This window comes from Solicola agrisoli (genome assembly GCF_049059935.1).
Taxonomy (GTDB): Bacteria; Actinomycetota; Actinomycetes; order Propionibacteriales; family Nocardioidaceae; genus JAURVT01.
This window is the reverse complement of sequence record NZ_JBMGQR010000064.1, coordinates 1-25,314: the sequence shown is the minus strand read 5'-3', so window position 1 is coordinate 25,314 and position 25,314 is coordinate 1. Positions and strand designations below refer to the sequence as shown.

The 25,314-nt window shown below is 72.3% G+C and carries 24 protein-coding genes and 2 tRNA genes; 16 read left to right on the top strand and 10 right to left on the bottom strand.

The window, feature by feature from the left end; translation table 11 throughout:
- Positions 1 to 32: 32 nt before the first annotated feature.
- Positions 33 to 902 (bottom strand): 3-methyl-2-oxobutanoate hydroxymethyltransferase, encoded by an 870-nt coding sequence (gene panB, locus ACI6PP_RS18120; RefSeq protein WP_421113022.1) that lies wholly within the window; start codon positions 900 to 902, stop codon positions 33 to 35.
- A 108-nt stretch (positions 903 to 1,010) separates the two neighbouring features.
- Positions 1,011 to 3,560, bottom strand: a complete 2,550-nt coding sequence (gene pepN, locus ACI6PP_RS18115) for an aminopeptidase N (protein WP_421113021.1) — start codon at positions 3,558 to 3,560, stop codon at positions 1,011 to 1,013.
- A 51-nt stretch (positions 3,561 to 3,611) separates the two neighbouring features.
- On the opposite strand from pepN, the gene ACI6PP_RS18110 reads away from it, so the two are divergent.
- From ACI6PP_RS18110 to ACI6PP_RS18090, 5 genes are read left to right on the top strand one after another with little or no spacing between them, the layout of a single operon-like run.
- A complete protein-coding gene (locus tag ACI6PP_RS18110; protein ID WP_421113020.1) occupies positions 3,612 to 4,778 on the top strand; it encodes a glutamate--cysteine ligase in 1,167 nt (388 codons plus the stop codon).
- Between the two features lie 8 nt (positions 4,779 to 4,786).
- Positions 4,787 to 5,407: a mycothiol-dependent nitroreductase Rv2466c family protein gene (locus tag ACI6PP_RS18105; RefSeq protein WP_421113019.1), complete on the top strand. Its 621-nt coding sequence runs from the start codon at positions 4,787 to 4,789 to the stop codon at positions 5,405 to 5,407.
- Positions 5,408 to 5,432: 25 nt separating this feature from the next.
- Positions 5,433 to 5,891 (top strand): ribose-5-phosphate isomerase, encoded by a 459-nt coding sequence (locus tag ACI6PP_RS18100; protein WP_421113018.1) that lies wholly within the window; start codon positions 5,433 to 5,435, stop codon positions 5,889 to 5,891.
- A complete protein-coding gene (locus ACI6PP_RS18095) occupies positions 5,884 to 6,738 on the top strand; it encodes an Fpg/Nei family DNA glycosylase (RefSeq protein ID WP_421113017.1) in 855 nt (284 codons plus the stop codon). Before ACI6PP_RS18100 ends, ACI6PP_RS18095 begins: the two co-directional genes overlap by 8 nt.
- A gap of 39 nt (positions 6,739 to 6,777) precedes the next feature.
- Positions 6,778 to 7,923, top strand: coding sequence for a SpoIIE family protein phosphatase (locus tag ACI6PP_RS18090; RefSeq protein WP_421113016.1), 1,146 nt, complete (start codon positions 6,778 to 6,780; stop codon positions 7,921 to 7,923).
- 295 nt (positions 7,924 to 8,218) lie between these two features.
- Here the strand turns inward: ACI6PP_RS18090 and ACI6PP_RS18085 are convergent, their stop codons facing one another.
- From ACI6PP_RS18085 to ACI6PP_RS18070, 4 genes are all read right to left on the bottom strand, one after another.
- Positions 8,219 to 9,142, bottom strand: a complete 924-nt coding sequence (locus ACI6PP_RS18085) for a sucrase ferredoxin (RefSeq protein WP_421113015.1) — start codon at positions 9,140 to 9,142, stop codon at positions 8,219 to 8,221.
- Positions 9,129 to 10,376, bottom strand: coding sequence for a cupin domain-containing protein (locus ACI6PP_RS18080; RefSeq protein ID WP_421113014.1), 1,248 nt, complete (start codon positions 10,374 to 10,376; stop codon positions 9,129 to 9,131). Before ACI6PP_RS18080 ends, ACI6PP_RS18085 begins: the two co-directional genes overlap by 14 nt.
- Positions 10,373 to 10,603: a hypothetical protein gene (locus ACI6PP_RS18075; RefSeq protein WP_421113013.1), complete on the bottom strand. Its 231-nt coding sequence runs from the start codon at positions 10,601 to 10,603 to the stop codon at positions 10,373 to 10,375. Before ACI6PP_RS18075 ends, ACI6PP_RS18080 begins: the two co-directional genes overlap by 4 nt.
- A 107-nt stretch (positions 10,604 to 10,710) precedes the next feature.
- A tRNA-Gly gene (locus ACI6PP_RS18070) sits at positions 10,711 to 10,781 on the bottom strand.
- A gap of 80 nt (positions 10,782 to 10,861) precedes the next feature.
- Between ACI6PP_RS18070 and ACI6PP_RS18065 the strand changes: the two genes are divergently transcribed.
- Positions 10,862 to 11,152 carry a putative quinol monooxygenase gene (locus ACI6PP_RS18065; RefSeq protein ID WP_421113012.1) on the top strand — a complete coding sequence of 97 codons (291 nt, stop codon included), beginning with the start codon at positions 10,862 to 10,864 and terminating at the stop codon, positions 11,150 to 11,152.
- Between the two features lie 9 nt (positions 11,153 to 11,161).
- Here ACI6PP_RS18065 and ACI6PP_RS18060 read toward each other — a convergent pair whose 3' ends face one another.
- Complete coding sequence (locus ACI6PP_RS18060; RefSeq protein WP_421113011.1) at positions 11,162 to 11,527, bottom strand: nuclear transport factor 2 family protein; 366 nt, start codon at positions 11,525 to 11,527, stop codon at positions 11,162 to 11,164.
- A 9-nt stretch (positions 11,528 to 11,536) separates the two neighbouring features.
- Positions 11,537 to 12,127 (bottom strand): AAA family ATPase, encoded by a 591-nt coding sequence (locus tag ACI6PP_RS18055; RefSeq protein ID WP_421113010.1) that lies wholly within the window; start codon positions 12,125 to 12,127, stop codon positions 11,537 to 11,539.
- 97 nt (positions 12,128 to 12,224) lie between these two features.
- On the opposite strand from ACI6PP_RS18055, the gene ACI6PP_RS18050 reads away from it, so the two are divergent.
- From ACI6PP_RS18050 to ACI6PP_RS18005, 10 genes are all read left to right on the top strand, one after another.
- Positions 12,225 to 12,298, top strand: a tRNA-Pro gene (locus tag ACI6PP_RS18050).
- Between the two features lie 67 nt (positions 12,299 to 12,365).
- Entirely contained in the window at positions 12,366 to 13,742 is a 1,377-nt protein-coding gene (gene tig, locus ACI6PP_RS18045) for a trigger factor (RefSeq protein ID WP_421113009.1), read from the top strand.
- A gap of 46 nt (positions 13,743 to 13,788) precedes the next feature.
- Positions 13,789 to 15,069: a lipase family alpha/beta hydrolase gene (locus ACI6PP_RS18040; protein ID WP_421113008.1), complete on the top strand. Its 1,281-nt coding sequence runs from the start codon at positions 13,789 to 13,791 to the stop codon at positions 15,067 to 15,069.
- Positions 15,066 to 15,545 (top strand): SRPBCC family protein, encoded by a 480-nt coding sequence (locus tag ACI6PP_RS18035; protein WP_421113007.1) that lies wholly within the window; start codon positions 15,066 to 15,068, stop codon positions 15,543 to 15,545. The genes ACI6PP_RS18040 and ACI6PP_RS18035 overlap by 4 nt, the downstream gene beginning before the upstream one ends.
- 249 nt (positions 15,546 to 15,794) lie before the next feature.
- Complete coding sequence (locus tag ACI6PP_RS18030) at positions 15,795 to 16,397, top strand: ATP-dependent Clp protease proteolytic subunit (RefSeq protein WP_421113024.1); 603 nt, start codon at positions 15,795 to 15,797, stop codon at positions 16,395 to 16,397.
- 44 nt (positions 16,398 to 16,441) lie between these two features.
- Entirely contained in the window at positions 16,442 to 17,086 is a 645-nt protein-coding gene (locus tag ACI6PP_RS18025) for an ATP-dependent Clp protease proteolytic subunit (RefSeq protein ID WP_421113023.1), read from the top strand.
- Positions 17,087 to 17,209: 123 nt separating this feature from the next.
- Complete coding sequence (gene clpX, locus ACI6PP_RS18020) at positions 17,210 to 18,478, top strand: ATP-dependent Clp protease ATP-binding subunit ClpX (protein WP_421113006.1); 1,269 nt, start codon at positions 17,210 to 17,212, stop codon at positions 18,476 to 18,478.
- A 64-nt stretch (positions 18,479 to 18,542) separates the two neighbouring features.
- Positions 18,543 to 19,457 (top strand): intradiol ring-cleavage dioxygenase, encoded by a 915-nt coding sequence (locus ACI6PP_RS18015; protein WP_421113005.1) that lies wholly within the window; start codon positions 18,543 to 18,545, stop codon positions 19,455 to 19,457.
- A 20-nt stretch (positions 19,458 to 19,477) separates the two neighbouring features.
- Positions 19,478 to 20,617 carry a saccharopine dehydrogenase family protein gene (locus ACI6PP_RS18010; protein ID WP_421113004.1) on the top strand — a complete coding sequence of 380 codons (1,140 nt, stop codon included), beginning with the start codon at positions 19,478 to 19,480 and terminating at the stop codon, positions 20,615 to 20,617.
- A 110-nt stretch (positions 20,618 to 20,727) separates the two neighbouring features.
- Complete coding sequence (locus tag ACI6PP_RS18005) at positions 20,728 to 22,296, top strand: carboxypeptidase regulatory-like domain-containing protein (protein WP_421113003.1); 1,569 nt, start codon at positions 20,728 to 20,730, stop codon at positions 22,294 to 22,296.
- A 21-nt stretch (positions 22,297 to 22,317) separates the two neighbouring features.
- Here ACI6PP_RS18005 and valS read toward each other — a convergent pair whose 3' ends face one another.
- Together valS and ACI6PP_RS17995 are read right to left on the bottom strand one after the other, a co-directional pair.
- Positions 22,318 to 24,912 carry a valine--tRNA ligase gene (valS, locus tag ACI6PP_RS18000; protein WP_421113002.1) on the bottom strand — a complete coding sequence of 865 codons (2,595 nt, stop codon included), beginning with the start codon at positions 24,910 to 24,912 and terminating at the stop codon, positions 22,318 to 22,320.
- A gap of 10 nt (positions 24,913 to 24,922) precedes the next feature.
- A complete protein-coding gene (locus ACI6PP_RS17995) occupies positions 24,923 to 25,138 on the bottom strand; it encodes a hypothetical protein (protein ID WP_421113001.1) in 216 nt (71 codons plus the stop codon).
- Between the last annotated feature and the right edge of the window lie 176 nt (positions 25,139 to 25,314).

Below are 25,314 nucleotides of genomic sequence, written 5' to 3'. Positions count from 1 at the left end.
CCACCGTCGACGGCCGGGCGCGCTGAGGGCCGCTACGACTCGAAGCTGTGCTCGGGCGCCGGGAAGACGCCCTCACGAACGTCGCGGTCGTAGGCGCGTGCCGCCTCGAGCATGACGCCGCGCAGGTCGGCGTACTGCTTGACGAACCGCGGCATCCGGCCGGTGCGCAGGCCCATCATGTCCTGCCACACGAGCACCTGGCCGTCGGTGGACGGCCCCGCGCCGATGCCCACCGTGGGGATGCGCAGCCGCTTGGTCACCTCGGCCGCGACGTCGGCGGGCACCATCTCCATGACGACGGCGAACGCGCCCGCCTCCTGCAGCGCCTCGGCGTCGGCGAGGGTGCGCTCGGCGGCGTCGCCGCGCCCCTGCACCCGGTAGCCGCCGAGGGTGTGCTCGGACTGCGGGGTGAAGCCGATGTGCGCCATGACGGGGACGCCGCCGCGGGTCAGCAGCTCCACCTGCGGGGCCATCTCGGCACCGCCCTCGAGCTTGACGGCGTGCGCCTCGGCCTCCTTCATGAACCGCACCGCGGTCTCGTACGCCTGCTGCGGCGAGCCCTGGTAGCTGCCGAACGGCAGGTCGGCGACCACGAGCGCGTACCTCGCCGAGCGGACGACGGCACGGGCGAGCGGGATCAGCTCGTCGACGGTGACGGGCAGCGAGGTCTCGTTGCCGAACACGTTGTTGGACGCCGAGTCCCCGACGAGCAGGACGGGGATGCCCGCCTCGTCGAACACCTGGGCGGCGTACTGGTCGTAGGCGGTGAGCATCGACCAGTGCTCTCCGCGCTCCTTCATCTGCTGGAGCGTGTGGGTGCGGACCCGCTTGCGGGGTGCCGCGGTCTCGACGGGGGCGGCGCCGCCGTACGGCGCGGGCTCCTCGGGCGTGCTGGAGGTCATGGCGTTCTCCTTCGTGCTTCTCGCGGCTCCTCGGTGGGAGTCCCCGGACGCCTCCAGCGTGCCACCTCGCGCCCCGCCACGGCCGTGGCTGTGGCGGGGCTCACGACGTCAGCGCGACGCGTCGAACTCCTGCGCCGCGAGCGCGCGGACGAGGTCGTCGCGGCCCTCGCCGAGGTAGCGGCGCGTGCCTGCGTCGACGGACTCGTCGGCGAGGCGGGCGTCGACCTTGGCCAGGATCTCGCGGGTCGGGTTGGCCCGCGGGAACATGTTGAGCAGCACGACCGACGCGCGCCAGACGCCCTTGCGGGCGAAGACCGCCGGGGCGACCTCGAGGAACCTGTCGACGTAGGGCTCCAGCACGTCGCCCTGGCCCGACACCTGGAACGCCAGCGCGATGCTGCGCTCGGTCTCGTTGGGCAGCGGCTCGCCGTCGCCGACGACGGCCTCCCACGCGTCGGCCTTGGCCTCGGCGGTGGGACGGATCGCGCGCGCCGCCGCAGCGTGCTCGCGCCCGGAGATGGTGTCGTCGAGGCGCAGCTCGTCGTCGATGGCGGCGTCGTCGGCGACACCGGCACGGGCCAGCGCGGTGACGAGGGTCCAGCGGAGGTCGGCGTCGAGGCTGACGCCCGGCACCTCGGTGCGCCCGGCGAGGACGTCGGCGACGAAGCCGGTGGCGTCGGCGCTGCGGGCCGACGCCGCGTACGAGCGGAGCAGCGCCAGCTGGTGGTCGCTGCCGGCCTGGGCCGAGTCGAGCAGGCCGCGCAGCCCGGTCTCCCAGCGCGCCGCCAGCTCGTCGCGGTGCTCGGGGGCCGAGTAGAGCGACACGGCGGTCCGGGCCTGGGCCAGCAGCGAGCCGACCGCGGTGAGGTCGGTCTCGGTGCCGACGCCGGCCAGCACGAGCGTGACGTAGTCGCGCGCGGTCATCTCGGCGTCGCGCGTCATGTCCCACGCGGCGCCCCAGCACAGGGCGCGGGCCAGGGAGTCGGGCAGCTCGGAGATCGACTCGGTGAGCGTGGACAGCGAGCGCTCGTCCAGGCGGATCTTGGCGTACGCGAGGTCGTCGTCGTTGAGCAGCACGAGGTCGGGGCGGCGCAGACCGACCAGCTCGGCGACCTCGGTGGAGGCGCCCTCGACGTCGGTCTCGACGCGCTCGCGACGCACCAGGCCGTCGGCCGTGCGCTCGTACAGCCCGACGGCGATGCGGTGGCGGCGCAGCGTGGGGAACGCCTCGGCGGCCTCCTGCTCGATCACGAACGAGGTGAAGACGCCGTCGTCGTCGGTCGCGAAGCGGGCGCGCATCGTGTTGACGCCGGACGTGCGCAGCCACTCCTGCGTCCAGGCCTGCAGGTCGCGGCCGGAGGCCTTCTCGAGCTCGACGAGCAGGTCGCCGAGGTCGGTGTTGCCGAACGCGTGGCGCGAGAAGTAGGCGCGGAGCCCGGCCAGGAAGTCGTCCTCGCCGACCCAGGCCACCAGCTGCTTGAGCGTGGAGGCGCCCTTGGCGTAGGTGATGCCGTCGAAGTTGGACTCGACGGCGTGCAGGTCGAAGTTGTCGGCCGCGATGGGGTGCGTGGACGACAGCTGGTCCTGGCGATAGGCCCAGTTCTTGCGCGAGTTGGTGAACGACGTCCACGCCTCGGGGTACTTGGTGGCCTTGGCCTGGGCGAAGGACGCCGCCCACTCGGCGAACGACTCGTTCAGCCACAGGTCGTCCCACCAGCGCATGGTCACGAGGTCGCCGAACCACATGTGCGCCATCTCGTGCAGGATCGTGTTGGCGCGGCTGGAGTACGACGAGCTGGTCTGGCGGCTGCGGAAGACGTACTCGTCGCGCAGCGTCACGGCGCCGGCGTTCTCCATCGCGCCCATGTTGTACTCCGGGACGAACGCCTGGTCGTACTTGCCGAACGGGTAGCCCATCTCGAAGACGTCCTCGAAGAACCCGAAGCCCTGCTTGGTGATCTCGAAGATCTCGTCGGCGTCCAGGTGCTCGGCCAGCGAGCGGCGCACCAGGATGCCGAGCGGGATGTCGTCGAACGCGCCGGTGTAGGTGTCGCGGACGGTGTCGTACTCGCCCGCGATGATCGCCGCGATGTACGTGGACATCGTCAGCGTGGGCGCGAAGTGCCAGGTGGCGACGCCGTCGCCGGCGGCCTCGGGCTCGGGCGTGGCGGAGTTCGACACCACCTGCCAGCCGGCCGGGGCGGTGACGTGGAAGGTGAAGACCGACTTGAGGTCGGGCTGCTCGAAGTCGGCGAAGACCCGACGCGCGTCGGCCACCTCGAACTGCGTGTAGAGGTAGACGCGGCCGTCGACCGGGTCGACGAAGCGGTGCAGGCCCTCGCCGGCGTGCGAGAACGGCAGCGCGGTGGAGACCACCAGCTCGTTCTCGGCCTGCAGGCCGGACAGCGCGATGCGGCTGTCGGCGTAGGCGGTGGCGGCGTCGACGGGCTCGCCGTTGAGCGTGATCTGCGGGTCCTGCGCGTCGACGAGGTCGACGAAGGTGGAGGCACCGGTCTCGGTGCTGGTGAACCTCAGGGTCGTGGTGGACCAGAAGTGCGTCTCGGAGTGGGTGAGGTCGAGCGCGACGTCGTACGAGGTGGCGGTCACCAGGGCGGCGCGGGTGCGCGCCTCCTCGCGGGTGAGGTTCGTTCCAGGCATGGAGGCCATGGTGTCACGGTGCGACGACGGGGATCGTGGAGGATGGACCCCATGGAGATCCCGTTCGCCGAGTCCGCGCGGTCGTCGATCGGGATCGAGTGGGAGCTCGCGCTCGTCGACAGCGACTCCGGCGACCTGCGACAGGTCGCCCAGACCGTCCTCGACGCCGTCGAGCCCGCGCCCGGCGTCGAGCACCCCCACATCCGCCAGGAGCTCCTGGTCAACACCGTGGAGATCGTGTCCGGCGTCGCGAGCACCGTGGCCGAGGCCGCCGCCGACCTCGAGCGCGCGATCGAGGAGATCCGCGTCGTCACCGACCCGCTGCGCGTCGAGCTGATGTGCGCCGGCACCCACCCGTTCGCCCGCTGGGCCCAGCAGAAGGTCACCGACAAGCAGCGCTACGCCACCCTGATCGACCGCACCCAGTGGTGGGGGCGGCAGATGCTGATCTACGGCGTGCACGTGCACGTCGGCATCGAGGACCGCAGCAAGGTGCTCCCGCTGATGCGGGCCATGCTCACCTGCTTCGGGCACTTCCAGTGCCTGTCGGCGTCGTCGCCCTTCTGGGGCGGCAAGGAGACCGGGTACGCGTCCAACCGCGCCCTGATGTTCCAGCAGCTGCCCACCGCGGGCCTGCCGTTCCAGTTCGAGCGCTGGGACGAGCTCGAGCACTACGTCGCCGACATGATGCACACCGGCGTGATCGACGGCTTCGACGAGATCCGCTGGGACCTGCGTCCGTCGCCCAAGTTCGGCACGCTCGAGATGCGCATCTGCGACGGGCTGCCCACGCTCGCCGAGGTGCGCGCCCTCGCGGCCCTGACGCACTGCCTGGTCGAGCACTTCTCCGACCGGCTCGACGCGGGGGAGACCCTGCCCGTGCTGCCGCCATGGTTCGCGCAGGAGAACAAGTGGCGCGCCGCGCGCTACGGCATGGACGCGATCCTCATCCTCGACGACACCGGGCACGAGGACCTCGTCACCACCGACCTGCTGCGGATGCTGGACGAGCTCGCCCCGATCGCCGAGCGGCTCGACTGCGTCGACGACCTCGCCGGCGTCCGCACGATCATCGACCGCGGCGCGTCCTACCAGCGCCAGCGCGCGGTCGCCGCGCGTCACGACGGCCACCTCGAGGCGGTCGTCGCGTCGCTCGTCCACGAAATGCGCGAGGGCCAGCCGGTGTTGGACCCTGGTGCCTGCCGCCCGTCCACCTGAGGAGCCCCATGACTGCCACCGCCGCCGAGACCAAGACCGCCGACTTCTGGTTCGACCCCATCTGCCCCTGGGCCTGGATGACGTCGCGCTGGATGCTCGAGGTGGAGAAGGTCCGCGACGTCGAGACGGTCTTCCACGTGATGAGCCTGGCCGTCCTCAACGACGGCCGTGAGCTCCCCGAGGAGTACGTCGAGATGATGAAGAAGGCCTGGGGCCCGGTGCGTGTGTGCATCGCCGCGGAGAAGGCCCACGGCAACGAGGTGCTGCGCGACCTCTACACCGCGCTCGGCAACCGCATCCACCTGGAGAAGCAGGAGGACTGGGACGCCGCCATCGCCGGCGCGCTCGAGGAGGTCGGCCTGCCGGCCGAGCTCGCGCAGGCCGCGCACAGCGACGAGCTCGACGACGAGCTGAAGGCGTCGCACCACGAGGGCATGGACCCCGTCGGCATGGACGTCGGCACCCCGGTCATCCACGTCGAGGGCGTCGCCTTCTTCGGCCCGGTCGTCACACCGGCGCCCAAGGGCGACGCGGCCGGTCGCCTGTGGGACGGCGTCAACCTGGTCGCCGGCGTCGACGGGTTCTTCGAGCTCAAGCGCACCCGCGACCGCGACCCGATCTTCGACTGACGGCCGCTCCTGGGAGACTGGGCGCATGCGCGTCCACGTCGGCTCAGACCACGCCGGTTTCGACCTCAAGGCCCATCTCGTCCAGCACCTGACGGCCGCGGGCCACGAGGTCGTCGACCACGGCGCCCACGTGCTCGACGCCGAGGACGACTACGTGCCGTTCTGCACCGCGGCGGGCGAGGCCGTCGTGGCCGACCCCGGCTCGCTGGGCGTCGTGATCGGCGGATCGGGCAACGGCGAGCAGATCGCCGCCAACAAGGTGGTCGGCGTCCGCGCCGCGCTGGCCTGGTCGCTGGAGACCGCCGAGCTCGGACGTCAGCACAACGACGCCAACGTGGTCGCCGTCGGCGCCCGGATGCACACCGAGGACGAGGCCACCGCGATCGTCGACCGCTTCGTCGGGACGCCCTTCAGCGGGGCCGAGCGCCACCAGCGCCGCATCGACCTCCTCGCCGCGTACGAGCAGACCCGCCCAGGTGCCTGAGGGTCACACGATCCACCGGCTCGCCCGGCGGATCAGCAAGGAGTTCGCCGGCCACGTCACGCGTTCGTCGAGCCCGCAGGGCCGCTTCGACGTCGGTGCCGCGGCGATCGACGGACGCGTGCTCGAGCACGCCGACGCCTGGGGCAAGCACGTCTTCGTCCGGTTCGAGGGCCTCGCCGACGAGGTGCACGTGCACCTGGGCCTGTTCGGCCGCACCCGCTTCGCGCACGACGACGAGCGCGAGATCCGGGGCGCGCTGCGCTGGCGCCTGGAGGACGACCGCACCTACTTCGACCTCCGGGGCGCCACGGCCTGCGCGCTGATGGGCCCCGACGAGGTCGGCGCGCTCGTCGACCGCCTGGGGCCCGACCCGCTGCGCGAGGAGTCCGTGCCCGACCAGGCGTGGGACCGGATCCGCCGCTCCCGGGCGCCCATCGGCGGCATGCTGATGGACCAGAAGGTCGTCGCGGGCATCGGCAACGTCTACCGCGCCGAGGTGCTGTTCCGGCGCGGCATCGACCCGTTCATGGAAGGCCGGCTGCTGCACCGCGCGGAGTGGCAGGACATGTGGGACGACCTCGTCGTGATGATGCACGAGGGCGTGCGCACCGGCCGGATCGACTGCATCGACACCGCGTCCCGCCCCGCGTCGATGGAGCGGGCCCTGGCGCTGCCCGAGCAGCCTCCCGGGCGGGTGTGGGTCTACCGCCGCCAGGGCGAGCCGTGCTTCGTGTGCGGCACGCCCGTCCGCACCGAGGAGATGGCCGGACGCAACCTGTTCTGGTGCCCCACCTGTCAACGGCGAACTCGCAGACGGGTGCCACGCACCACCACTAGAGTCACGTAGCAGGCGTCCACGTGGGACCACCCCAACCAGGAGGCAACGGTGTCGAGGCGGCCTGAGGTCGAGACCTCGCCCCGGCGCGTCCGCCCCGCCGGCACGCGCTCGCTGCTCGACGGCGTGCCCCTGACCACCCGCATCCGGCAGCGGCTGTTCCGCGCACGGCTGGGCACGAGCGACGGCCAGCGGACGGCGGGCACCGCGCTCTGCGTGCTGGCCATCTTCATCACGATCGGCGGGCTCACCGACTACAACCTGGTGCCGCTCACCACGTTCCTGGTCCCGATCCTGCTGGGCACGCTGCTGCTGCGGATGACGGGCTTCGTGGCGCTGCTGGTCACCGTCGCGATCGGCGTCACGCTGGTGCTCGGCTCCATCGGCGTGACGACGGTGCGGACCAGCGCCGTCGTCGTCATGGCGATCTACTCGGCCATCGCGCTGTTCGAGGTCAGCCGTCGGCGCTCAGGTCTGCCGTCGGCCCTGGGCGAGGACACGCTCAACGACCTGCGCGACCGGATCCTCGGCGGAGCCGTCCTCCCCGAGCTGCCGAGGGGCTGGCGGCTGTCGTGGGACGTCCGCTCGGCCGACGCCGCCGACTTCGCCGGGGACTTCCTCGTCGCGACCCTCGACGACGAGCGGCAGCGGCTCGAGGTCGTCCTCGTCGACGTGTCGGGCAAGGGCGTCGACGCGGGCACGCGCGCGCTCCAGCTGTCGGGCGCGTTCGGCGGCCTGCTCGGCGCGGTCGAGCCCGAGCGCTTCCTGCGCGCGGCCAACGCCTACGTCATGCGGCAGCGCTGGCTGGAGGGCTTCGCGACGGCCGTGCACCTCGAGATCGACCTGCCCACGGGTGCCTTCGTCGTCCGCACCGCGGGCCACCCGCCCGCGCTGCAGTGGCACGCGGGATCGGGACGCTGGACCGTCCACGAGTCCGCCGGACCCGCGCTGGGCCTGGTGCCCTCGCCCGAGTTCGTGGACGTGCGCGGACGCCTGCGCCACGGCGACGCGATCGTCACCTACACCGACGGCATGGTCGAGACGCCCGACCGCGACTACGAGCTGGGCATCGACAAGCTGCTGGGCCAGGCCGACCGCATGGTGCTCGGCGGGTTCGCCGACCCGGCGCGCACCCTGCTCGACGCCGCCGGCTCCGACGGCGACGACCGCGGCGTCGCGGTGCTCCACCGCGGCTGACGGGGACCGCACGCACGAACGTGGCGCCTGGAGGAACCTGTTGCCAGGATCGTCCGGACGCCACGTCGTGGGCTCGGTGACCACCGATGCGTGATCAGCGCACCGAGCGGGTGCTGAAGGTGGTGGGATCGCCGTGGACCGTGGCCACACCCTTGTGCCACACGCGGAGCACGGGGAACGCCGACCCATGTGCTCCGCTGGTTCTCACCGTCTCGGCGACCCCACCCCCCTCGTTTCTGACGCCGAGTGGAGGACTCGACAACCAGAACGTTACGGACCACTTCTGTCCCGCCAGTCACGCTCCCGTGACGTTCGTGTGAACCCGGAGCGGGCCCACCGACCACTCCCAGGCACGGGTCGCCGCGGGGGCCACGCAGGTGAGGTGGGCCGCCTCGCGACGCGTGCCGACGACGTCGGCCTCGACCCCGGCCGGGAGCGCCCCGGTGCAGTGCAGCCGGACGGTCCACCGGTGCTCGCCGGTCGTGGTGATGGTGTGGCCGACGACGTCGCCCGGGCCGGCGGGACCCAGCTGCTCGTGCGCCGCCACCGTCACGGCCTGGACGATCGGCGGCTGGCCGCTCACCCCGCGCAGGTGGTCGGGCGACACCCGACCGGCGAGGTGCTCGGCGACGACGTCGGTCGCGACGTGGGGGTCGAGCCCGCCGTAGGTGGTGCCGTCGGGGACGAGCAGCACGTTGGGGGCGAACCGGTCGCCGCCGACGTGCGAGCACTCCCAGGTGTGGTCGGGCCAGCGCTCGGCCAGGGCCGCAGCCACCGGGCGTCCGCGCACCGCGCAGCAGGTGTCGTGCCGGCCGTGGGCGCACACCAGGAGCATCGGGTGCGCGGTGGTCGAGAGGTCGTCGGGGGAGACCGAGCGGACGGCCTCGGCGGCGAGCGCGAGGTCGGCGTCGGACTCCCACGGGCCCCAGAGGGTCGAGCCGGTGCGACGGTCGGCCAGGCACCAGCGAGGCCGGGCACCGGGATCGATGCGGCCGGGGCGACGGATCGCGAGCAGCCGGGTGCGCGTCGAGCGGATCGCCTCCACCACGTCGTGACGCGCCTCGTCACCCATCGGCAGGCCGCCGAACGCGTCGTACTCCCACGCGCCACCGTGCTCGAACATCAGCCAGCGGTCGTAGCCGTGGGCGGTGCCGGCCAGGGGGTCGAGCCGCTCGCGCGCGGTGTCGGAGCAGCGCGAGGCGCAGTCAGCGTCCGTCACGGACCACGACGCCCGCGACGACCAGCCGGTGCGCGAGACCGGGACCGAGGTCGGCCACCGTGCCGGCGCCGGCGGCGAGCAGCTCGGCGACCCGCGCCGCCTCGCCGCCGTCGAGCACGAGGTCGCCCGCGCGCGAGCGCAGCACGTAGCGTCCGGGGCCGTCGTCGTCGAGGGTGGCCACGAGGTGCTGGCGCAGGCGGAGCGCGTCGGCGTCGTCGAGCCCGGACGTGGCCGCGAGACGGGTCAGCGGACCGAGCGGCTCGGCCCGACCGGCGGCGCGGACCGGTGCCGCCATCCGCGACGCGACCGACGCGGGGTCGATCCGTCCGAGGGCGGCGGAGAGGCGCTCGACGACGAGCGCGAGGTCGTCGGCGGTGGCGGGGGCGTCGTCGGGGGAGACCCCGAGCCCGAGCGAGCCGCGGACGTCGACGTCGTCGGCCGTGGCGGCGAGCAGCTCGGCGACGACCTTCTCGGCCAGGTGCTGACGCGTCCAGGTGTGCACGCCGACGGTGAGGTGGGTGCTGACGCCGCCGAGCGCGGTGGCCGCGTGCAGGTAGCCGCGCGGGAGGTACAGGCAGTCACCGGGCTGCAGGGTCGCCTCGAGCCACGGCGGGCGTGCGGCCTCCTCGGCGACCGCCTCGCGTCGCTCCGTCCAGGGCTGGTCGCGCAGCGGCGCGGGGTGCACGGGCTCGTGGATGCGCCAGCGCTTCTCGCCGGCGACCTGGAGCACGAACACGTCGTGCACGTCGTAGTGGTCGTCGAACCCGCGGTTCTGCGGCGGGGTGACGTAGGCGTTGACCTGGACGGGGTGCGCCAGCTCGGTGGCCAGCTCGGACGCGAGGTCGACGAGCGCGGGCCAGGTGCGGTGAAGCGCCTGCAGGACGAGGGTCGCGCCGTCGGCGAACAGGGCGGCGAGCTTGTCGTCGCTCACCTGGTCGGCGATGCCGGCGCCGACGCCGCCGGGCGCGGTGAACGCGCGGTCGCCGAGGGTGGTGCCCTCCTTGGCGACGCGCAGGAACGGGGTGCGCAGGCCGCGGGTCGAGACCAGCTCGTCGACCGCGGCCTCGGAGAAGAGGTCGTCGAAGCCGCCGGGCAGCTCGCCGGCGCGCGAGAGCAGGGGCTCACGCCCCCAGTGCCGGGCGGCGAACGTCTCGGGGTCGCACGCGACGAGGCGCCGCAGCGCGGAGCGCCCGGGCGTGTGCCCGGGCGCTCCGACGAGGTGCTGCTGCGTCACGCGGCGCCGCCGTCGGCGCCGCCGTCCTGGACGCCGGGCGTGCCGTCGGCGCCGCCGTCAGCGGGGCCCTCGGCGCCGCCGTCGGCGCCACCGTCCTGGACGCCGGGCGTGCCCTCGGCACCGCCGTCAGCGGGGCCCTCGGCGCCGCCGTCGGCGCCACCGTCCTGCACGCCGGGCGTGCCCTCGGCGCCGCCGTCGGCCGGACCCTCGGGTGTGGACTCGCTCATGCTTCCTCCGTGTGGTCGTGGCGACGTCAGTCGCCGTTCGCGGCACCGGACCGGTGCCGTCGAACACCGGTCTATCGGCCGGGGAGGTCGCTCGCAATTCGAAGGGGAGCGGGTGACGAGAATCGAACTCGCGTGATCAGTTTGGAAGACTGAGGCTCTACCATTGAGCTACACCCGCATGCTGCCGTGAGGCCTGCGCAGCGCGTCCATCCTGCCATGCGACGCGCGCACCGATCCACCTGGGCGTACGTTCTGGGCATGAGCATCCAGGTCGTCGCCGTGATCACCGCCAAGCCCGGGTCGGCGGACGAGGTCCGCACCGCGCTGCAGTCCCTCGTGGAGCCCACCCGCGCCGAGGAGGGCTGCCTGGCGTACACGCTGTCGGAGTCCACCGCCGCCCCCGGCACGTTCGTCACCGTGGAGGAGTGGTCGGCCGAGTCCGACCTCGGCACCCACCTGCAGACCTCGCACGTGCAGGACGCGCTCGCGGCTGCCGACGGTCACCTCGCCGAGCCGCCCGCGATCCACCCGCTGCGTCCCGTCGACTGACGACCGCCCTCACGCGCCGTCGACGAGGTGCGCCCGCTCCGGCGGAGCCGGGTAGTCCTCGGGCCAGAAGTCGGTGACGCTCGTGACGAGCCGGTCGGCGTCGAAGGACAGCCAGACGACCCCGGTCATGGGCTCGCCGTCCAGCGTCGCGTCGATCCACGCGACGCCGCCGTCCTGGTCCGCGTGCGCCCGTCGCAGCGTCAGGTGCCAGTCTCCGGCCCACTCCCGGTTGACGCGGAGGTAGGCCTCGCGCCCGGCGACCCGCTCGTGGGTCTGGGGCGCCTCGTAGACGACGTCGGGGTGCAGCAGTGACGACCAGGCGTCCCAGTCGCGTGCCTCGAGGGTGCTGACGAACTGCTCGACGATCTCGCGCATGCCCGCACGCTAGGCGAGCAGCACGACCTCCGTCGCGGGGTCGTGCTCGGCGAGGGGGTCGCCGTCCACCCGGACGTCGGCCCGTCGCCGGGTGGCGTCGGCGGCGAACATCGTCAGCTCCTGGGCCTCCCACCGCTCCCAGTGCGGGCGGTAGGTCTCGCCGTCGCGCTCCAGGCCGCGGCGGCGGCGCTCGTCGCGTCCGGCCTCCACCCACACCAGCGACGACAGGTACGGCTCGCACACGAGCGCGCCACTGCCCACGCCCTCCACGAGCAGGACGGGGGCGGGCCGCACCTCGTGCGCCTCGGCCCAGCGCCCCTCGCCCCAGTGCCACCGGCGGAAGGACGCCGGCCGTCCCTCGGCGAGCGGGCGGAGCACCTGGTCGACGAGCAGGCCCGGCGCCTCGGCGAGGCCGTCCCACCCGGGGTAGAGCGCGTCCATGTGGACCGACCGGCAGCCGAGCGACCGTCGCAGGCGGCGCGCGAGCGTCGTCTTGCCCGACCCGCTCGGACCGTCCACGGCGACGACGCGGGTCGCGCCCGCGCGCGGCTCGGCGGACGCCAGCCGGGCGGCGAGGTCGGCGAGGGCCAGGACGGTCACCTCGCCCATGATGACGGGGCGAGGAGCCGATTCACGCGGGACCCCCGTCGTCCCCTAGACTCGATCGGACGCCCGGTCACGACCGGGAGGTGCACCGCGGGATGTGGCGCAGCTTGGTAGCGCATCCGCTTTGGGAGCGGAGGGTCGCAGGTTCAAATCCTGTCATCCCGACCGCTCGTGCCGTCCGCACCAGCACGCAGCCTCTGCAACCGAACGCCTACCTAGGAGAAGCATCCACGTGAAGAGCGCCCACGAGACGTTGAGCCCCACGAGGGTCAAGCTCACCATCGAGGTGCCCTTCGAGGAGCTCAAGCCGAGCCTCGACGCGGCCTACAAGACCATCGGGTCGCAGATCCAGGTGCCCGGCTTCCGCAAGGGCAAGGTCCCCGCGCGCATCGTCGACCAGCGCATCGGCCGTCCCGCGGTCCTCGACCAGGCCATCAACGACGCCCTCCCCGGTCTGTACAGCCAGGCCGTGCAGGAGCAGGAGCTCCAGCCGCTGGGCCAGCCCGAGATCGACATCACCCGGCTCGAGGACGGTGAGCTCCTGGAGTTCAGCGCCGAGCTCGACGTCCGTCCCGACATCGACCTCCCCGACTTCTCCGAGATCGAGGTCGAGGTCGAGGACGCCACCGTCAGCGACGAGGACGTCGACGAGCAGATCGAGGCCCTGCGCGAGCGCTTCGCCTCCCTGAAGGACGTCGAGCGCGCCGCCGCCGACGGCGACATCGTCACCATCGACCTGTCGGCCTCCAAGGACGGCGAGAAGATCGACGCCGCGCAGGCCGAGGGCATGACCTACCAGATCGGCAAGCAGGTGATGCTCGACGGTCTCGACGACGCGATCATCGGCCTGTCCGCCGGCGAGTCGGCCACCTTCTCCACCACACTGGTCGGCGGCGAGCTCGCCGGCGACGAGGTCGAGGTCGACGTCACCGTCACCACGGTCAAGGAGCAGGAGCTGCCCGAGCTCGACGAGGAGTTCGCGCAGACCGCCTCGGAGTTCGACACCGTCGAGGAGCTGCGGGCCGACGTCACCGAGCGCGTCACCCGCGGCAAGCGCATGGAGCAGGCCAACGCCGCCCGCGACGCCGTGCTCGAGGCCGTCCTCGAGAAGATCGACGTCCCGGTGCCCGACGCGCTCCTCTCCGAGGAGCTCAACGCCCGCCGCGACCAGATCACCCAGCAGCTCGCCTACGCCGGCATGACGATGGAGCAGTACCTCGACACCGAGGAGCAGACCGTCGACGAGTTCGACGCCGACCTGGAGAAGCGCGTCCGCGACTCGCTGCTCGCCCAGTTCGTCCTCGACGAGGTCGCCTCGCGCGACGAGATCGGCCTCGAGGAGTCCGAGCTCACCCAGCACATCCTGCGTCGCGCCCAGCAGTCCGGGCAGGACCCGCAGGAGTACGCGCAGCACGCGATGGAGCACAACCACGTGCCGCAGCTGGTCTCCGAGGTCGTCCGTGGCAAGGCGCTCGCGTCGGTCGTCGAGTCGGCCACCGTCAAGGACGCGTCGGGCAACACCGTCGAGCTGAAGCGCCTGCAGGCCGACGGCTCGTACGCCGACGAGGCCGACGAGGCCGACGAGAGCACCGAGGACGACGAGGCCTGACGCACATCTCCTGGCCAGCGACGGCGGATACCGGCAGTATGTGAGGGTGTCCACCGTCGCTGCCACCGAGGTCCCGCGCACCACGCACGCGGCCGCGCTCGCGCTCGAGTACGGCGACCGCGTGCTCCTCGGCACCACCCGCGACGTCCACCGTGCCGTCGCCGGTCGCATCTTCGCCCCGCTGAGGTTCCTCGGCGGGCGGGTGCCGCAGGCCGTGCACGACACGGTCAGCGACGCCGTCTACTCCGGCCTGTCGTCGGCCCTGCGAGGGGCCGGCGGCGCGCTGCGGGGCATGGCCGTGCGCGGGGTGGGCGCCCCCATCGAGGAGGGCCCCGGCGGCCGTCGCCTGCGCGCCATCACCAACGGCCTGATCGGCGCCGAGCTGCACGACGCCGGCGACCCGTCCGCGATCACCATGGCCGTCCGGCACCGCGACGCGGACGTCCCGCCCACCGCGCGGGCGCTCGCGGAGGCGTTCCCACACGCGAGCGACCACCTGGTGGTCTTCCTGCACGGCCTGGTGGAGAGCGACGAGTCCTGGTCGCGCGAGACCCACGACGCCCGCGGCGGCTACCCCGACCGGATCGCGGACGAGGTCGGCGCCACGCCGCTCATGCTGCGGTACAACTCCGGGCTCCACGTCTCCGACAACGGCGCCGAGCTGGCCCAGCTCGTCGACGACGTCATCGACGCGTGGCCCGTCAGGGTCTCCCGCGTCGACCTCGTCGGGCACTCGATGGGCGGTCTGGTGGCGCGCGCCGCCACCCACCACGCGCTCGCACAGGGGCGCGCGTGGCCCGGTCTGGTGCGCCAGGTCGTCTGCCTCGGCACGCCCCACCTCGGCGCCAACCTGGAGAAGGTCGCCCACCTCGGCGGCCAGGCGCTCGGCCTGGTGCCCGAGTCCGCGCCCTTCGCCCGCATCCTCACCACCCGTTCGCCCGGCATCGTCGACCTCCGCCACGGCTACGTCACCCGCGACGAGTGGGACGGTCAGGACCTCACCGCCAAGTGGGGCCTCGACCGCCGCGCCGTCGCCCCGCTGGCCCACGCCGACTACCACTTCGTCGCCGGCACCCTGGGCGGCTCCACCTGGCACCCGCTGAGCCTGCTGCTCGGCGACCTGCTCGTCGACGTGTCGTCGGCGCACGGCCGGCCGCGGAGGGGCGAGCCCGTGGTGGCGCACGCCACCACGTCTCACGTCGGCGCCGCCGGGCACTTCGCCCTGCTCGACCACCCGCAGGTCGGGGACTGGCTCGTCGCCTGGCTCCGTCCACGCGCCGTCGCCGCCCTGCCCGCCACGCCCACCACCCCCGGAGGACCGCAGTGAGCCACCCCAGCCACCCGATCGAGGTCAGCGTCGAGGTCCAGGCCGAGCCCCGTGACGTCTGGCAGGTCGTGTCCGACCTGCGGCGCATGGGGGAGTGGAGCCCGCAGTGCCGCCGGATGTTCGTCCTCGGCGACGTCCGCCGCGGTGCGCGGGCGGTCAACGTGAACCGCCAGGGCCTGCTCGTGTGGCCCACCACGGCCAGGGTCGTCCGGTACGAGCCGCAGCGCGCGATCGCGTTCCGCATCCCGCTCAACGGCACCGTGTGGACGTACGAGCTCGAGCCCACCGTCACGGGCACCCGCGTCACCGAGCGCCGCGAGGCGCCCCACGGCATCACCCGCCTGTCGCACCTGCTCACCGACCGCTTCCCCGGCGGCACCGACCGCTTCGAGGTCGACCTCGAGCGCGGCATGCGACGCACCCTGGAGCGCGTCAAGGCCGAGGTCGAGGCCTCCGCCCTCCCGCACGCGGCCTGACCCCCGTCCGTCCCACCAGTCGCAGGTTTCCCAGGTCCACCTGGGAAACCGTCCGACACTGGGAGAACTTTCCATGGTCTCGACGGTTTCCCGTGGGGAGTGGTGCTGGAGTGACGGACGGAGCCGCCCCCCGACGTCGCCCGCGTCCGCACGCCCGTAGCGAACACGGGTGGGTGTCGTGTGGCTTCGTCCCTCACCCCCGCTAGGGTCGAACCCGTGACCCCGACGAACTCGCAGTCCCACCCGCGGATGGCCGGAGAGGGTGCCCCCGCCGGCCTCGACGACCACATCTACCAGCGTCTCCTCCGGGAGCGGATCGTGTTCCTCGGCTCGGAGGTGCGCGACCAGAACTCCAACGCGATCTGCGCGCAGATGCTGCTGCTGAACGCCGAGGACCCCAAGGCCGACATCCGGCTCTACATCAACAGCCCCGGCGGCTCGGTCGACTCCGGCATGGCGATCTACGACACCATGCAGCTGATCTCCAACGACATCGCCACCGTCGGCATGGGCCTGGCGGCCTCGATGGGCCAGTTCCTGCTCGCCGCCGGCACCCCGGGCAAGCGGTACGCACTGCCCAACGCGCGCATCATGATGCACCAGCCCTCGGGCGGCATCGGCGGCTCCGCCTCGGACATCAAGATCCAGGCCGAGCAGAGCCTGCTGCTGAAGAAGCGCCTCAACGAGCTGCAGTCGCTCCACACCGGTCAGACGATCGAGCAGATCGAGCTCGACTCCGACCGCGACCGCTGGTTCACCGCCGAGGCCGCCGTCGGCTACGGCCTGATCGACCAGGTCATCACCCGCGGCGACGTCGGCGCCGAGATCACCAGCGGGCCGGGCGACGCATGACCGCCTCGCCGCTCGACATCCGCGCCGTCGCCACAGGAGACCAGATGAACGACTTCACGCCGCTGCACCAGCGCACCGCGCCGAACATGAACTACTACATCCCGCAGTGGGAGGAGCGCACGTCGTACGGCGTCCGCCGCATCGACCCCTACGCCAAGCTGTTCGAGGACCGCATCATCTTCCTCGGCACGCCGATCTCCGACGAGGTCGCCAACGCCGTCATGGCCCAGTTGCTCTGCCTGCAGTCGATGGACCCCGACCGCGACATCAGCATCTACATCAACAGCCCGGGCGGCTCGTTCACCGCGCTCACGGCGATCTACGACACGATGCGCTACCTCAAGCCCGACGTGCAGACCGTCTGCCTCGGCCAGGCGGCGTCCGCCGCGGCCGTGCTGCTCGCGGCCGGCTCGCCCGGCAAGCGCCTCGCGCTGCCCAACAGCCGCATCCTGATCCACCAGCCCTACACCGAGGGCACCGGCGGCCAGATCTCCGACCTGGAGATCCAGGCCAACGAGATCCTGCGCATGCGCGGGCTGCTCGAGAAGATGATCGCGGACGCCTCGGGCAAGTCGCCCGAGGAGGTCAGCCGCGACGTCGAGCGCGACAAGATCCTCACCGCCGAGCAGGCCGTCGAGTACGGCCTGGTCGACCAGGTCCTGGAGACGCTGAAGGTCCCCGCAGCCTGAGAGACCGGTGGGCTCACACGTGGCGAGTCCCACACGTGTGAGCCCCACTCGGGGTACCGTCGGCACAGCACGCAGCAGCATCGCCACCCGCGTCCGCGGGGGCAGAGGAGAAGGTGAGCCACAGTGGCACGCATCGGAGACGGCGGCGACCTGCTCAAGTGTTCTTTCTGCGGGAAGAGCCAGAAGCAGGTCAAGAAGTTGATCGCCGGACCCGGCGTGTACATCTGCGACGAGTGCATCGACCTCTGCAACGAGATCATCGAGGACGAGCTCTCCGAGGGTGCGGAGGTCAGCCTCGACGAGCTGCCCAAGCCGCGCGAGATCTTCGAGTTCCTCAACGAGTACGTGATCGGCCAGGACTCCGCCAAGCGCTCGCTCGCCGTCGCGGTCTACAACCACTACAAGCGGGTGCAGGCCGGCGCCGCGTCGGGCCGTCACAAGGACGACGCCGTCGAGCTCGCCAAGTCCAACATCCTGATGGTGGGCCCCACGGGCTGCGGCAAGACCTACCTCGCCCAGACGCTGGCACGCATGCTCAACGTGCCGTTCGCCATCGCCGACGCCACCGCGCTCACCGAGGCGGGCTACGTCGGCGAGGACGTCGAGAACATCCTGCTCAAGCTGATCCAGGCCGCCGACTACGACGTCAAGAAGGCCGAGACGGGCATCATCTACATCGACGAGGTCGACAAGATCGCCCGCAAGAGCGAGAACCCGTCGATCACGCGCGACGTCTCCGGCGAGGGCGTGCAGCAGGCGCTGCTCAAGATCCTCGAGGGCACGACCGCCTCGGTGCCCCCGCAGGGCGGTCGCAAGCACCCGCACCAGGAGTTCATCCAGATCGACACCACGAACATCCTGTTCGTCGTCGGCGGCGCGTTCGCCGGTCTCGAGGAGATCATCGAGGGTCGCGCGGGCAAGATGAAGCTCGGCTTCAACGTCGAGAAGTCGGTCACCGACCGGCACACGATGCGCGACAAGATCTTCAGCCAGGTCATGCCCGAGGACCTCCTGAAGTTCGGCCTGATCCCCGAGTTCGTGGGTCGTCTGCCCGTCATCGCGACGGTCGACAACCTCGACAAGGAGGCGCTGGTCGCGATCCTCACCACGCCTCGGAACGCGCTGACCAAGCAGTACGGCAAGCTGTTCGAGATCGACGACGTCGAGCTCGAGTTCACCACCGACGCGGTCGAGGCGATGGCCGACCTCGCCATGCTGCGCGGCACCGGTGCCCGCGGCCTGCGCGCGATCATCGAGGAGGTGCTCCTCAACGTCATGTACGAGGTGCCCTCGCGCGACGACGTCGCCAAGGTGGTCGTCACCGGTGAGACGGTTCGCGACAACGTCAGCCCCACGCTGATCTCGCACGAGGCGGCCAAGAAGGCCTCGTAGCCCTCACAGCGACCTCCCAGGTCGTTCGGGGCCGTCTCCCACCGGGGCGGCCCACGATTAGGGCATGCGCAGATCATTCGAGGGCCGTGCCCTTCCCCGCCCCGCCGAGGACGTCGAGGACCAGGGCCTCGCGTTCGACGTCACCACCCTGCTGAGCCGGCGCCGGGTCCTCGGCCTGGCCGGAGCCGGTGCCGGGTCGCTGGCCCTGGCGGCCTGTGGCGGCTCGTCGTCCGGCTCGTCCTCGCCGACGGCGTCCGCATCCGCCTCGTCCGGGTCGGGACTGACCGAGATCCCCGACGAGACCGCGGGGCCCTACCCGGGCGACGGGTCCAACGGGCCGGACGTGCTCGAGGAGTCCGGGATCGTGCGCCGTGACATCCGCAGCAGCTTCGGCGACGCGTCCGGCACCGCCGAGGGCGTCGGCCTCGACCTCGAGCTCACCGTCCTCGACATGGCGAACGACGGAGCTCCGTTCGCGGGCGTGGCCGTCTACGCGTGGCACTGCGACCGCGACGGCGAGTACTCGATGTACTCCGACAGCATCGCCGACCAGAACTACCTGCGCGGCGTGCAGGTGGCCGACGCCGACGGCAAGGTCTCCTTCACCAGCATCTTTCCGGCCTGCTACGCCGGACGCTGGCCGCACGTGCACGTCGAGGTCTACCCCGACGCCGACTCGATCGACGACTCCACCAACGCCATCGCCACCTCCCAGCTCGCGTTCCCCAAGAAGACGCTCACCGAGGTCTACGCGACCGACGGGTACGAGGGGTCGGTCTCGAACCTGGCGGACGTGTCGCTGGCGCGCGACAACGTCTTCGGCGACGACTCCGGCGCCCACCAGATGGCCGCGATGACCGGCAGCACGTCCGCGGGCTACCGCGCGACGCTCACCGTGCCGGTCGACACCAGCACCGAGCCCTCTGGCGGCGGTGCGCCGCCGGCCGGTGGGGGCACCCCGCCGAGCCCGCCGAGCTAGCTGGTCCTAGGGTCCTGGCCATGGCCCACGACATCGTCCTGCTGGGAGCGACCGGGTTCACCGGTGGCCTGACCGCCGACTACCTGGGCGCCCACGTCCCGGACGGAGCGACGTGGGCCGTGGCCGGGCGCAGCCGCGCCAAGCTGGAGGCGGTGGCCCAGCGCGTCGCGGACGCCGGGGGAGCGGTGCCGCAGATCGAGGTCGCCGACATCACCGACACCCGCCAGGTGCGCGCCCTCGCCGAGAGCACGCGGGTCCTGGCCACCACGGTCGGCCCGTACGTCGAGCACGGCGAGCCCGCGGTGGCCGCCTGCGCGCACGCCGGCACGGCGTACTGCGACCTGACCGGCGAGCCCGAGTTCGTCGACCGGACGTGGCTCGCGCACCACCGCCGCGCCGAGCAGACCGGCGCCAGGCTGGTGCACGCGTGCGGGTTCGACTCGGTGCCGCACGACCTCGGCGTCCAGCAGACCGTCGCGCTCCTGCCCGACGACGTGCCCCTCACTGTCCGCGGCTTCGTCACGGCGAACGCCGACTTCTCCGGCGGCACCTACCACTCCGCGGTCCGGGCGTTCTCCCGCGTGCGCCAGTCCGGGCGCGTCGCCGCCGAGCGCCGCAAGACCGAGGGGCGGGCACCGGGACGACGGGTGCGCGCGCTGCCGGCGCGTCCCGAGCGCGGCCCGGGTGGCCAGGGGTGGGCGCTCCCGCTGCCCACCATCGACCCGGTGATCGTGCGACGCTCGGCGCGCGCCCTGCCCGCGTACGGGCCCGACTTCTCCTACGGCCACTACGCCCTGTTCGGCGGGCTGCCCATGATGGCGGCGTCGGCCGCAGGAGCGGGCGCCGTGCTCGCCGTCAGCCAGCTGCCCCCGGGCCGCGACCTGCTGCTCAAGGTGCGCTCGCAGGGCGAGGGTCCCAGCCAGGCCAAGCGCGACCGGTCCTGGTTCAAGGTCCGCTTCGTCGCCGAGGGCGGCGGCGAGACCGTCACCACCGAGGTCTCCGGCGGCGACCCCGGCTACACCGAGACCGCGCGCATGCTCGGCGAGTCCGCGCTCTGCCTCGCCCTCGACGACCTGCCCGACGTCGCCGGCCAGGTGACGACCGCCGTCGCGATGGGCGACGCGCTCTCGAGCCGGCTGGACTTCTTCCGCCGGGTCTAGCCTGGGTCTCGGTTCGGCCAAACCGGCCCCGACGGCGGATGTCTCCTGCCACCATCCGCTGTGACGGCTCCCACAGGGGGAAGCCGCCCACTCTCGGGGAGACACCCACGATGCGACGCACTCGCGCGACCCTGGTCGCCGCCACCACCAGCGCCCTCCTGGCGTTCGGTCTTGCGCCCACCTTCGGCACCGCCGCCCAGGCGGCCACCACCAGCGTCACCGGCACGATCAGCGGGGCCGGAGGTGTCAGCGCCGCGTTCGTGCAGGTCTTCAGCGCCGACGACCCCGGCGAGAACGTCGACTCGTCCTACTGCGACGAGGACGACGGCGACACGGACTGCAGCACCTACTCGATCAGCGACCTCCCGTCCGGGGAGTACGTGGTCTCGGTAGACGCCTACGACGACGACTACGACAGCTACGCCGCTCAGTTCCAGGGCGGTGCGACTACCTTCGAGGCCGCCGAGCCCTTCACCTACACGGCCGGCGACCCCGCGCACGTGGTGGACTTCGCCCTGGACTACGGCCAGACCGTCACCGGGACGGTGAGCACCGCCGCCGGTCTCGACGTCGAGGACAGCACCGTCGAGCTGCTCACGGTGGACGGCAAGCAGGTCGGATTCGGCTACGTCGGCCCCGACGGCGAGTACGAGGTGACCGGCGTCAACCCCGGCAGCTACAAGGTGAGCTTCAACCGGGACGAGGAGGCGTCGGGCGGCTTCGCCGCCCAGTACTGGAACGGCATGGCCGAGTCCGCGGGACTCGCGGCGGCCACCGTGCTGGAGGTCCCCGAGCTCGGCCAGGGGGTCCCGCCCAGGGTGAACGCGACTCTGACCGCCGGCTCGTCCATCTCCGGGCGCGTCACGGACGCGGCCGGCAACGCGCTCCGGTTCTCCTACGTCGAGGCGTACACCGCCGACGGACGCCTGGTGTCGCGGTCGGCCTCCACCGACAACACTGGCGCCTTCACCGTCCGCGGCCTCAATGCGGGCCAGTACCTCGTCAAGGTGTCGGGCGACACCGACCAGGACTCCTGGTTCCCCGGCAGCGTCAAGAGCGAGTCGCAGGCCAAGGCGGTGACCGTCGGTGCCACGGGCTCGGTCGCGATCGGCTCGCTGGTCGAGGGCGGGCTGGACTCGATCAACCGTGGCGCGGCACCGACCGTCGTCGGCACGTCCCGCGTCGGCTCCACGATGAGCGCGTCCCCGGGCACCTGGGGGACGCCTGGCCTGTCGTTCACCTACGCGTGGCTGCGCGGCGGCAAGGCCACGGGGCGGACGGGCGCGTCCTACGTGCTCGGCGACGTGGACGCGGGCCAGCGCATCTCGTTCGTGGTCACCGCACGCCGCATCGGCTTCCGCGACGATGCACGCGCGTCCAGCGCGTCCGCCGTGGTCGCCAAGCGCACCTCCGCGGTCTCGGCGAAGGCCAGGGGCGGCAAGAAGAAGGCGACGGTGTCGGTCACCGTCTCGGTGCCGGGCGTCGCGAGCCCGGGCGGCACGGTCACCGTCAAGGACGGCGCCAAGGTCGTCAAGAGCGGGGTGCGGCTCAGCGGTGGCAAGGCCACCGTCACGCTGGCCAAGCTCAAGAAGGGCACGCACACCTTCACGGTGACCTACTCGGGCACCGCCGCGATCAACGGCGGCTCGGCGAGGACCACCGCCAAGGTCAAGAAGTAGCGCGGGCCGCGCCGGCCGGGATCACCCGGCCGGCGTGGGCTCCGGCGCCTCGACGTCGGCCTCGACGACGAGCTCGCGTCCGCCGTCGGACGGCGTGGGGACGACGTCACCGACGACCGCACCCGCGGCCTTGACGTCACCGACGGCCAGCGCCAGCAGGTCGAGGCGGGCCTGGGGGCCGCTGACGCGGACCGCCGTGACGGGGGTCTTCATCTTGACCTTGGCCGTCGACTTCGCGCCGCGGATGCCCGCGAGGGCCTCGGCGGCGACGTCGAGGACCGACGGGTCGGCGTCGGCGGTGGCGAGGTCCTCGGCGGGGTGCGGCCAGCGCGAGCGGTGCACCGAGCCCTCCTGCCACCACGACCAGACCTCCTCGGTCACGTAGGGCAGGAACGGCGCCAGCAGGCGCAGCTGGACGCTGAGCGCCGACGCGAGCGCCGACTTGGCCGACTGGACGGCGGCCGGCTCGTTGCGGTTGCCGTACGCGCGCTCCTTGACCAGCTCGAGGTAGTCGTCGCAGAACGACCAGAAGAACCGCTCGCTCACCTCGAGGGCGGTGGTGTAGTCGTAGGCCTCGAACGCGGCGGTCGCCTCGGTGACGACGCCGCGCAGGCGCGCGAGCATCGCCAGGTCGACCGGCTCGGTGACCAGCGACGCCTCGATGTCGCCGACGTCGGCGCCGATGCCGAAGGAGTCCGTCGCCAGGACGAAGCGGCTCGCGTTGAGCACCTTCATCGCCAGGCGGCGCCCGACCTTCATCTGCGTCTCGTCGAAGGGGGAGTCCGCGCCCGGGCGCGCCAGGGCGGCGCGCCAGCGGACGGCGTCGGCGCCGAACTTGTCGAGGATCTCGTCGGGGACGACGACGTTGCCCTTGGACTTGGACATCTTCTTGCGGTCGGGGTCGACCACGAAGCCCGAGACCATGGCGTGCGTCCACGGCGCGCAGCCGTTCTCCAGGTGCGAGCGGACGACACGCGAGAACAGCCAGGTGCGGATGATGTCGTGCGCCTGGGTGGCGAGGTCCATCGGGAAGATGCGCGCGAACAGGTCGGGGTCGGTCTCCCAGCCGCCGACGATGTGCGGCGTCAGCGACGAGGTGGCCCAGGTGTCGAGGACGTCGGGGTCGGCGACGAAGCCGCCCGGCTCGCCGCGCTGCGACTCCTCGAACCCGTCGGGCGCCTGGGACGCCGGGTCGACCGGCAGCTGCGACTCGTCGGGGAGGATCGGGTCGTCGTAGACGGGCTCGCCGTCGGCGTCGAGGCGGTACCAGACCGGGAACGCGACGCCGAAGAACCGCTGGCGCGAGACGAGCCAGTCACCGTTCAGGCCGTCGATCCAGTTGGTCAGCCGGTGCTTCATGTACTCCGGCGCCCACGCGATGTCGCTGCCGCGCGCGACCAGCCGGCCGCGCAGCTCGGGGTCGCGCCCGCCGTTCTTGAGGTACCACTGGCGGGTCGAGACGATCTCGAGCGGCTTGTCGCCCTTCTCGAAGAAGTTCGCCATGCGCTGGGTGGCCTTGGGCTCGCCGTCGAGGTCGCCCGAGGCGCGCAGCGCGTCGACGACGGCCTCGCGCGCGGAGAAGACGGTCTTGCCGCCGAGCTCGGCGTACAGCGCCCGGCCGGCCTCGCCGGTGATCCAGGCGGGGACGTCGCGCAGCAGCCGGCCGTCGCGGCCGATGACGGTGCGGTTGGCCAGCTGCAGCTCGCGCCACCACTGGACGTCGGTGAGGTCGCCGAACGTGCAGCACATCGCGATGCCCGCGCCCTTGTCGCGCTCGGCGGCCGGGTGCGCCAGGACGGGCACCTCGACGTCGAACAGCGGCGAGCGGACGGTGCTGCCGAACAGGGCCTGGTAGCGCTCGTCGTCGGGGTGCGCGATCAGCGCGACGCAGGCCGGGACGAGCTCGGGGCGCGTGGTCTCGACGAAGACCGGTCCGTCGGCGCCGTGGTAGGCGATCCGATGGTAGGCGCCGGGGTAGTCGCGGGCCTCGAGCTCGGCCTGGGCGACGGCGGTCTGGAACGTGACGTCCCACAGCGTGGGGGCGTCCTGCTGGTAGGCCTCGCCGCGGGCGAGGTTGCGCAGGAACGCGCGCTGGCTTGTGGCGCGCGCGTGGTCGCCGATGGTCGTGTAGGTCTGCGTCCAGTCGACCGAGAGGCCGAGGGTGCGCCACAGCGCCTCGAAGACCTTCTCGTCCTGCTCGACCAGCTCGTTGCACAGCTCGATGAAGTTGCGGCGGCTGATCGCCACCTGCTTCTTCGGGTCGGGCTTCTCGGGCGGGACGAAGCCCTCGTCGTAGGGCAGGGCGGGGTCGCAGCGGACGCCGTAGTAGTTCTGGACGCGACGCTCGGTGGGCAGGCCGTTGTCGTCCCACCCCATCGGGTAGAAGACCTCCTTGCCCGTCATCCGCTGGTAGCGGGCGATCACGTCGGTGTGGGTGTAGGAGAAGACGTGCCCGATGTGCAGCGACCCCGAGACCGTCGGCGGCGGGGTGTCGATGGAGTACACCTGGTCGCGGGTCTTGGTCCGGTCGAAGCGGTAGGTGCCCTGCTCCTCCCAGGCCTGGGACCATGTGGCCTCCAGGCCCTCCAGCACGGGCTTCTCGGGGACGTTGCTCATGCCCCCGAGTCTAGGGAGTGATCACCTGGCGCCCGCGCTCGGCGTCGGCATCAGCCGCGGCGGGCGGTCCGTCGTCGCGCCCGAGCCTGCTGGGCCACCACAGGTGACGGCCGACGTCGAGCGTCAGGGCCGTCACCAGGACCGCGAACGTCCCGGCCAGGACCGGGCCGGCGGACGTGATCACCGCTCCCGTCGACGCCGGGCCCAGCAGGGCCATGGGTGACACGACCCAGCCCTCCCTGGCCCACCTGCGATAGTGGGACCAATGAGACCGTCGTACGCCGAGGTCGAGGGCGCCCTGCTGGCGCGGTGGCCCGAGTCCAGGCTCGAGCCCTCGCTCGACCGCATCCGCGCCCTGTGCCACCTGATGGGCGACCCGCAGGCCGCCTACCCCGTCGTCCA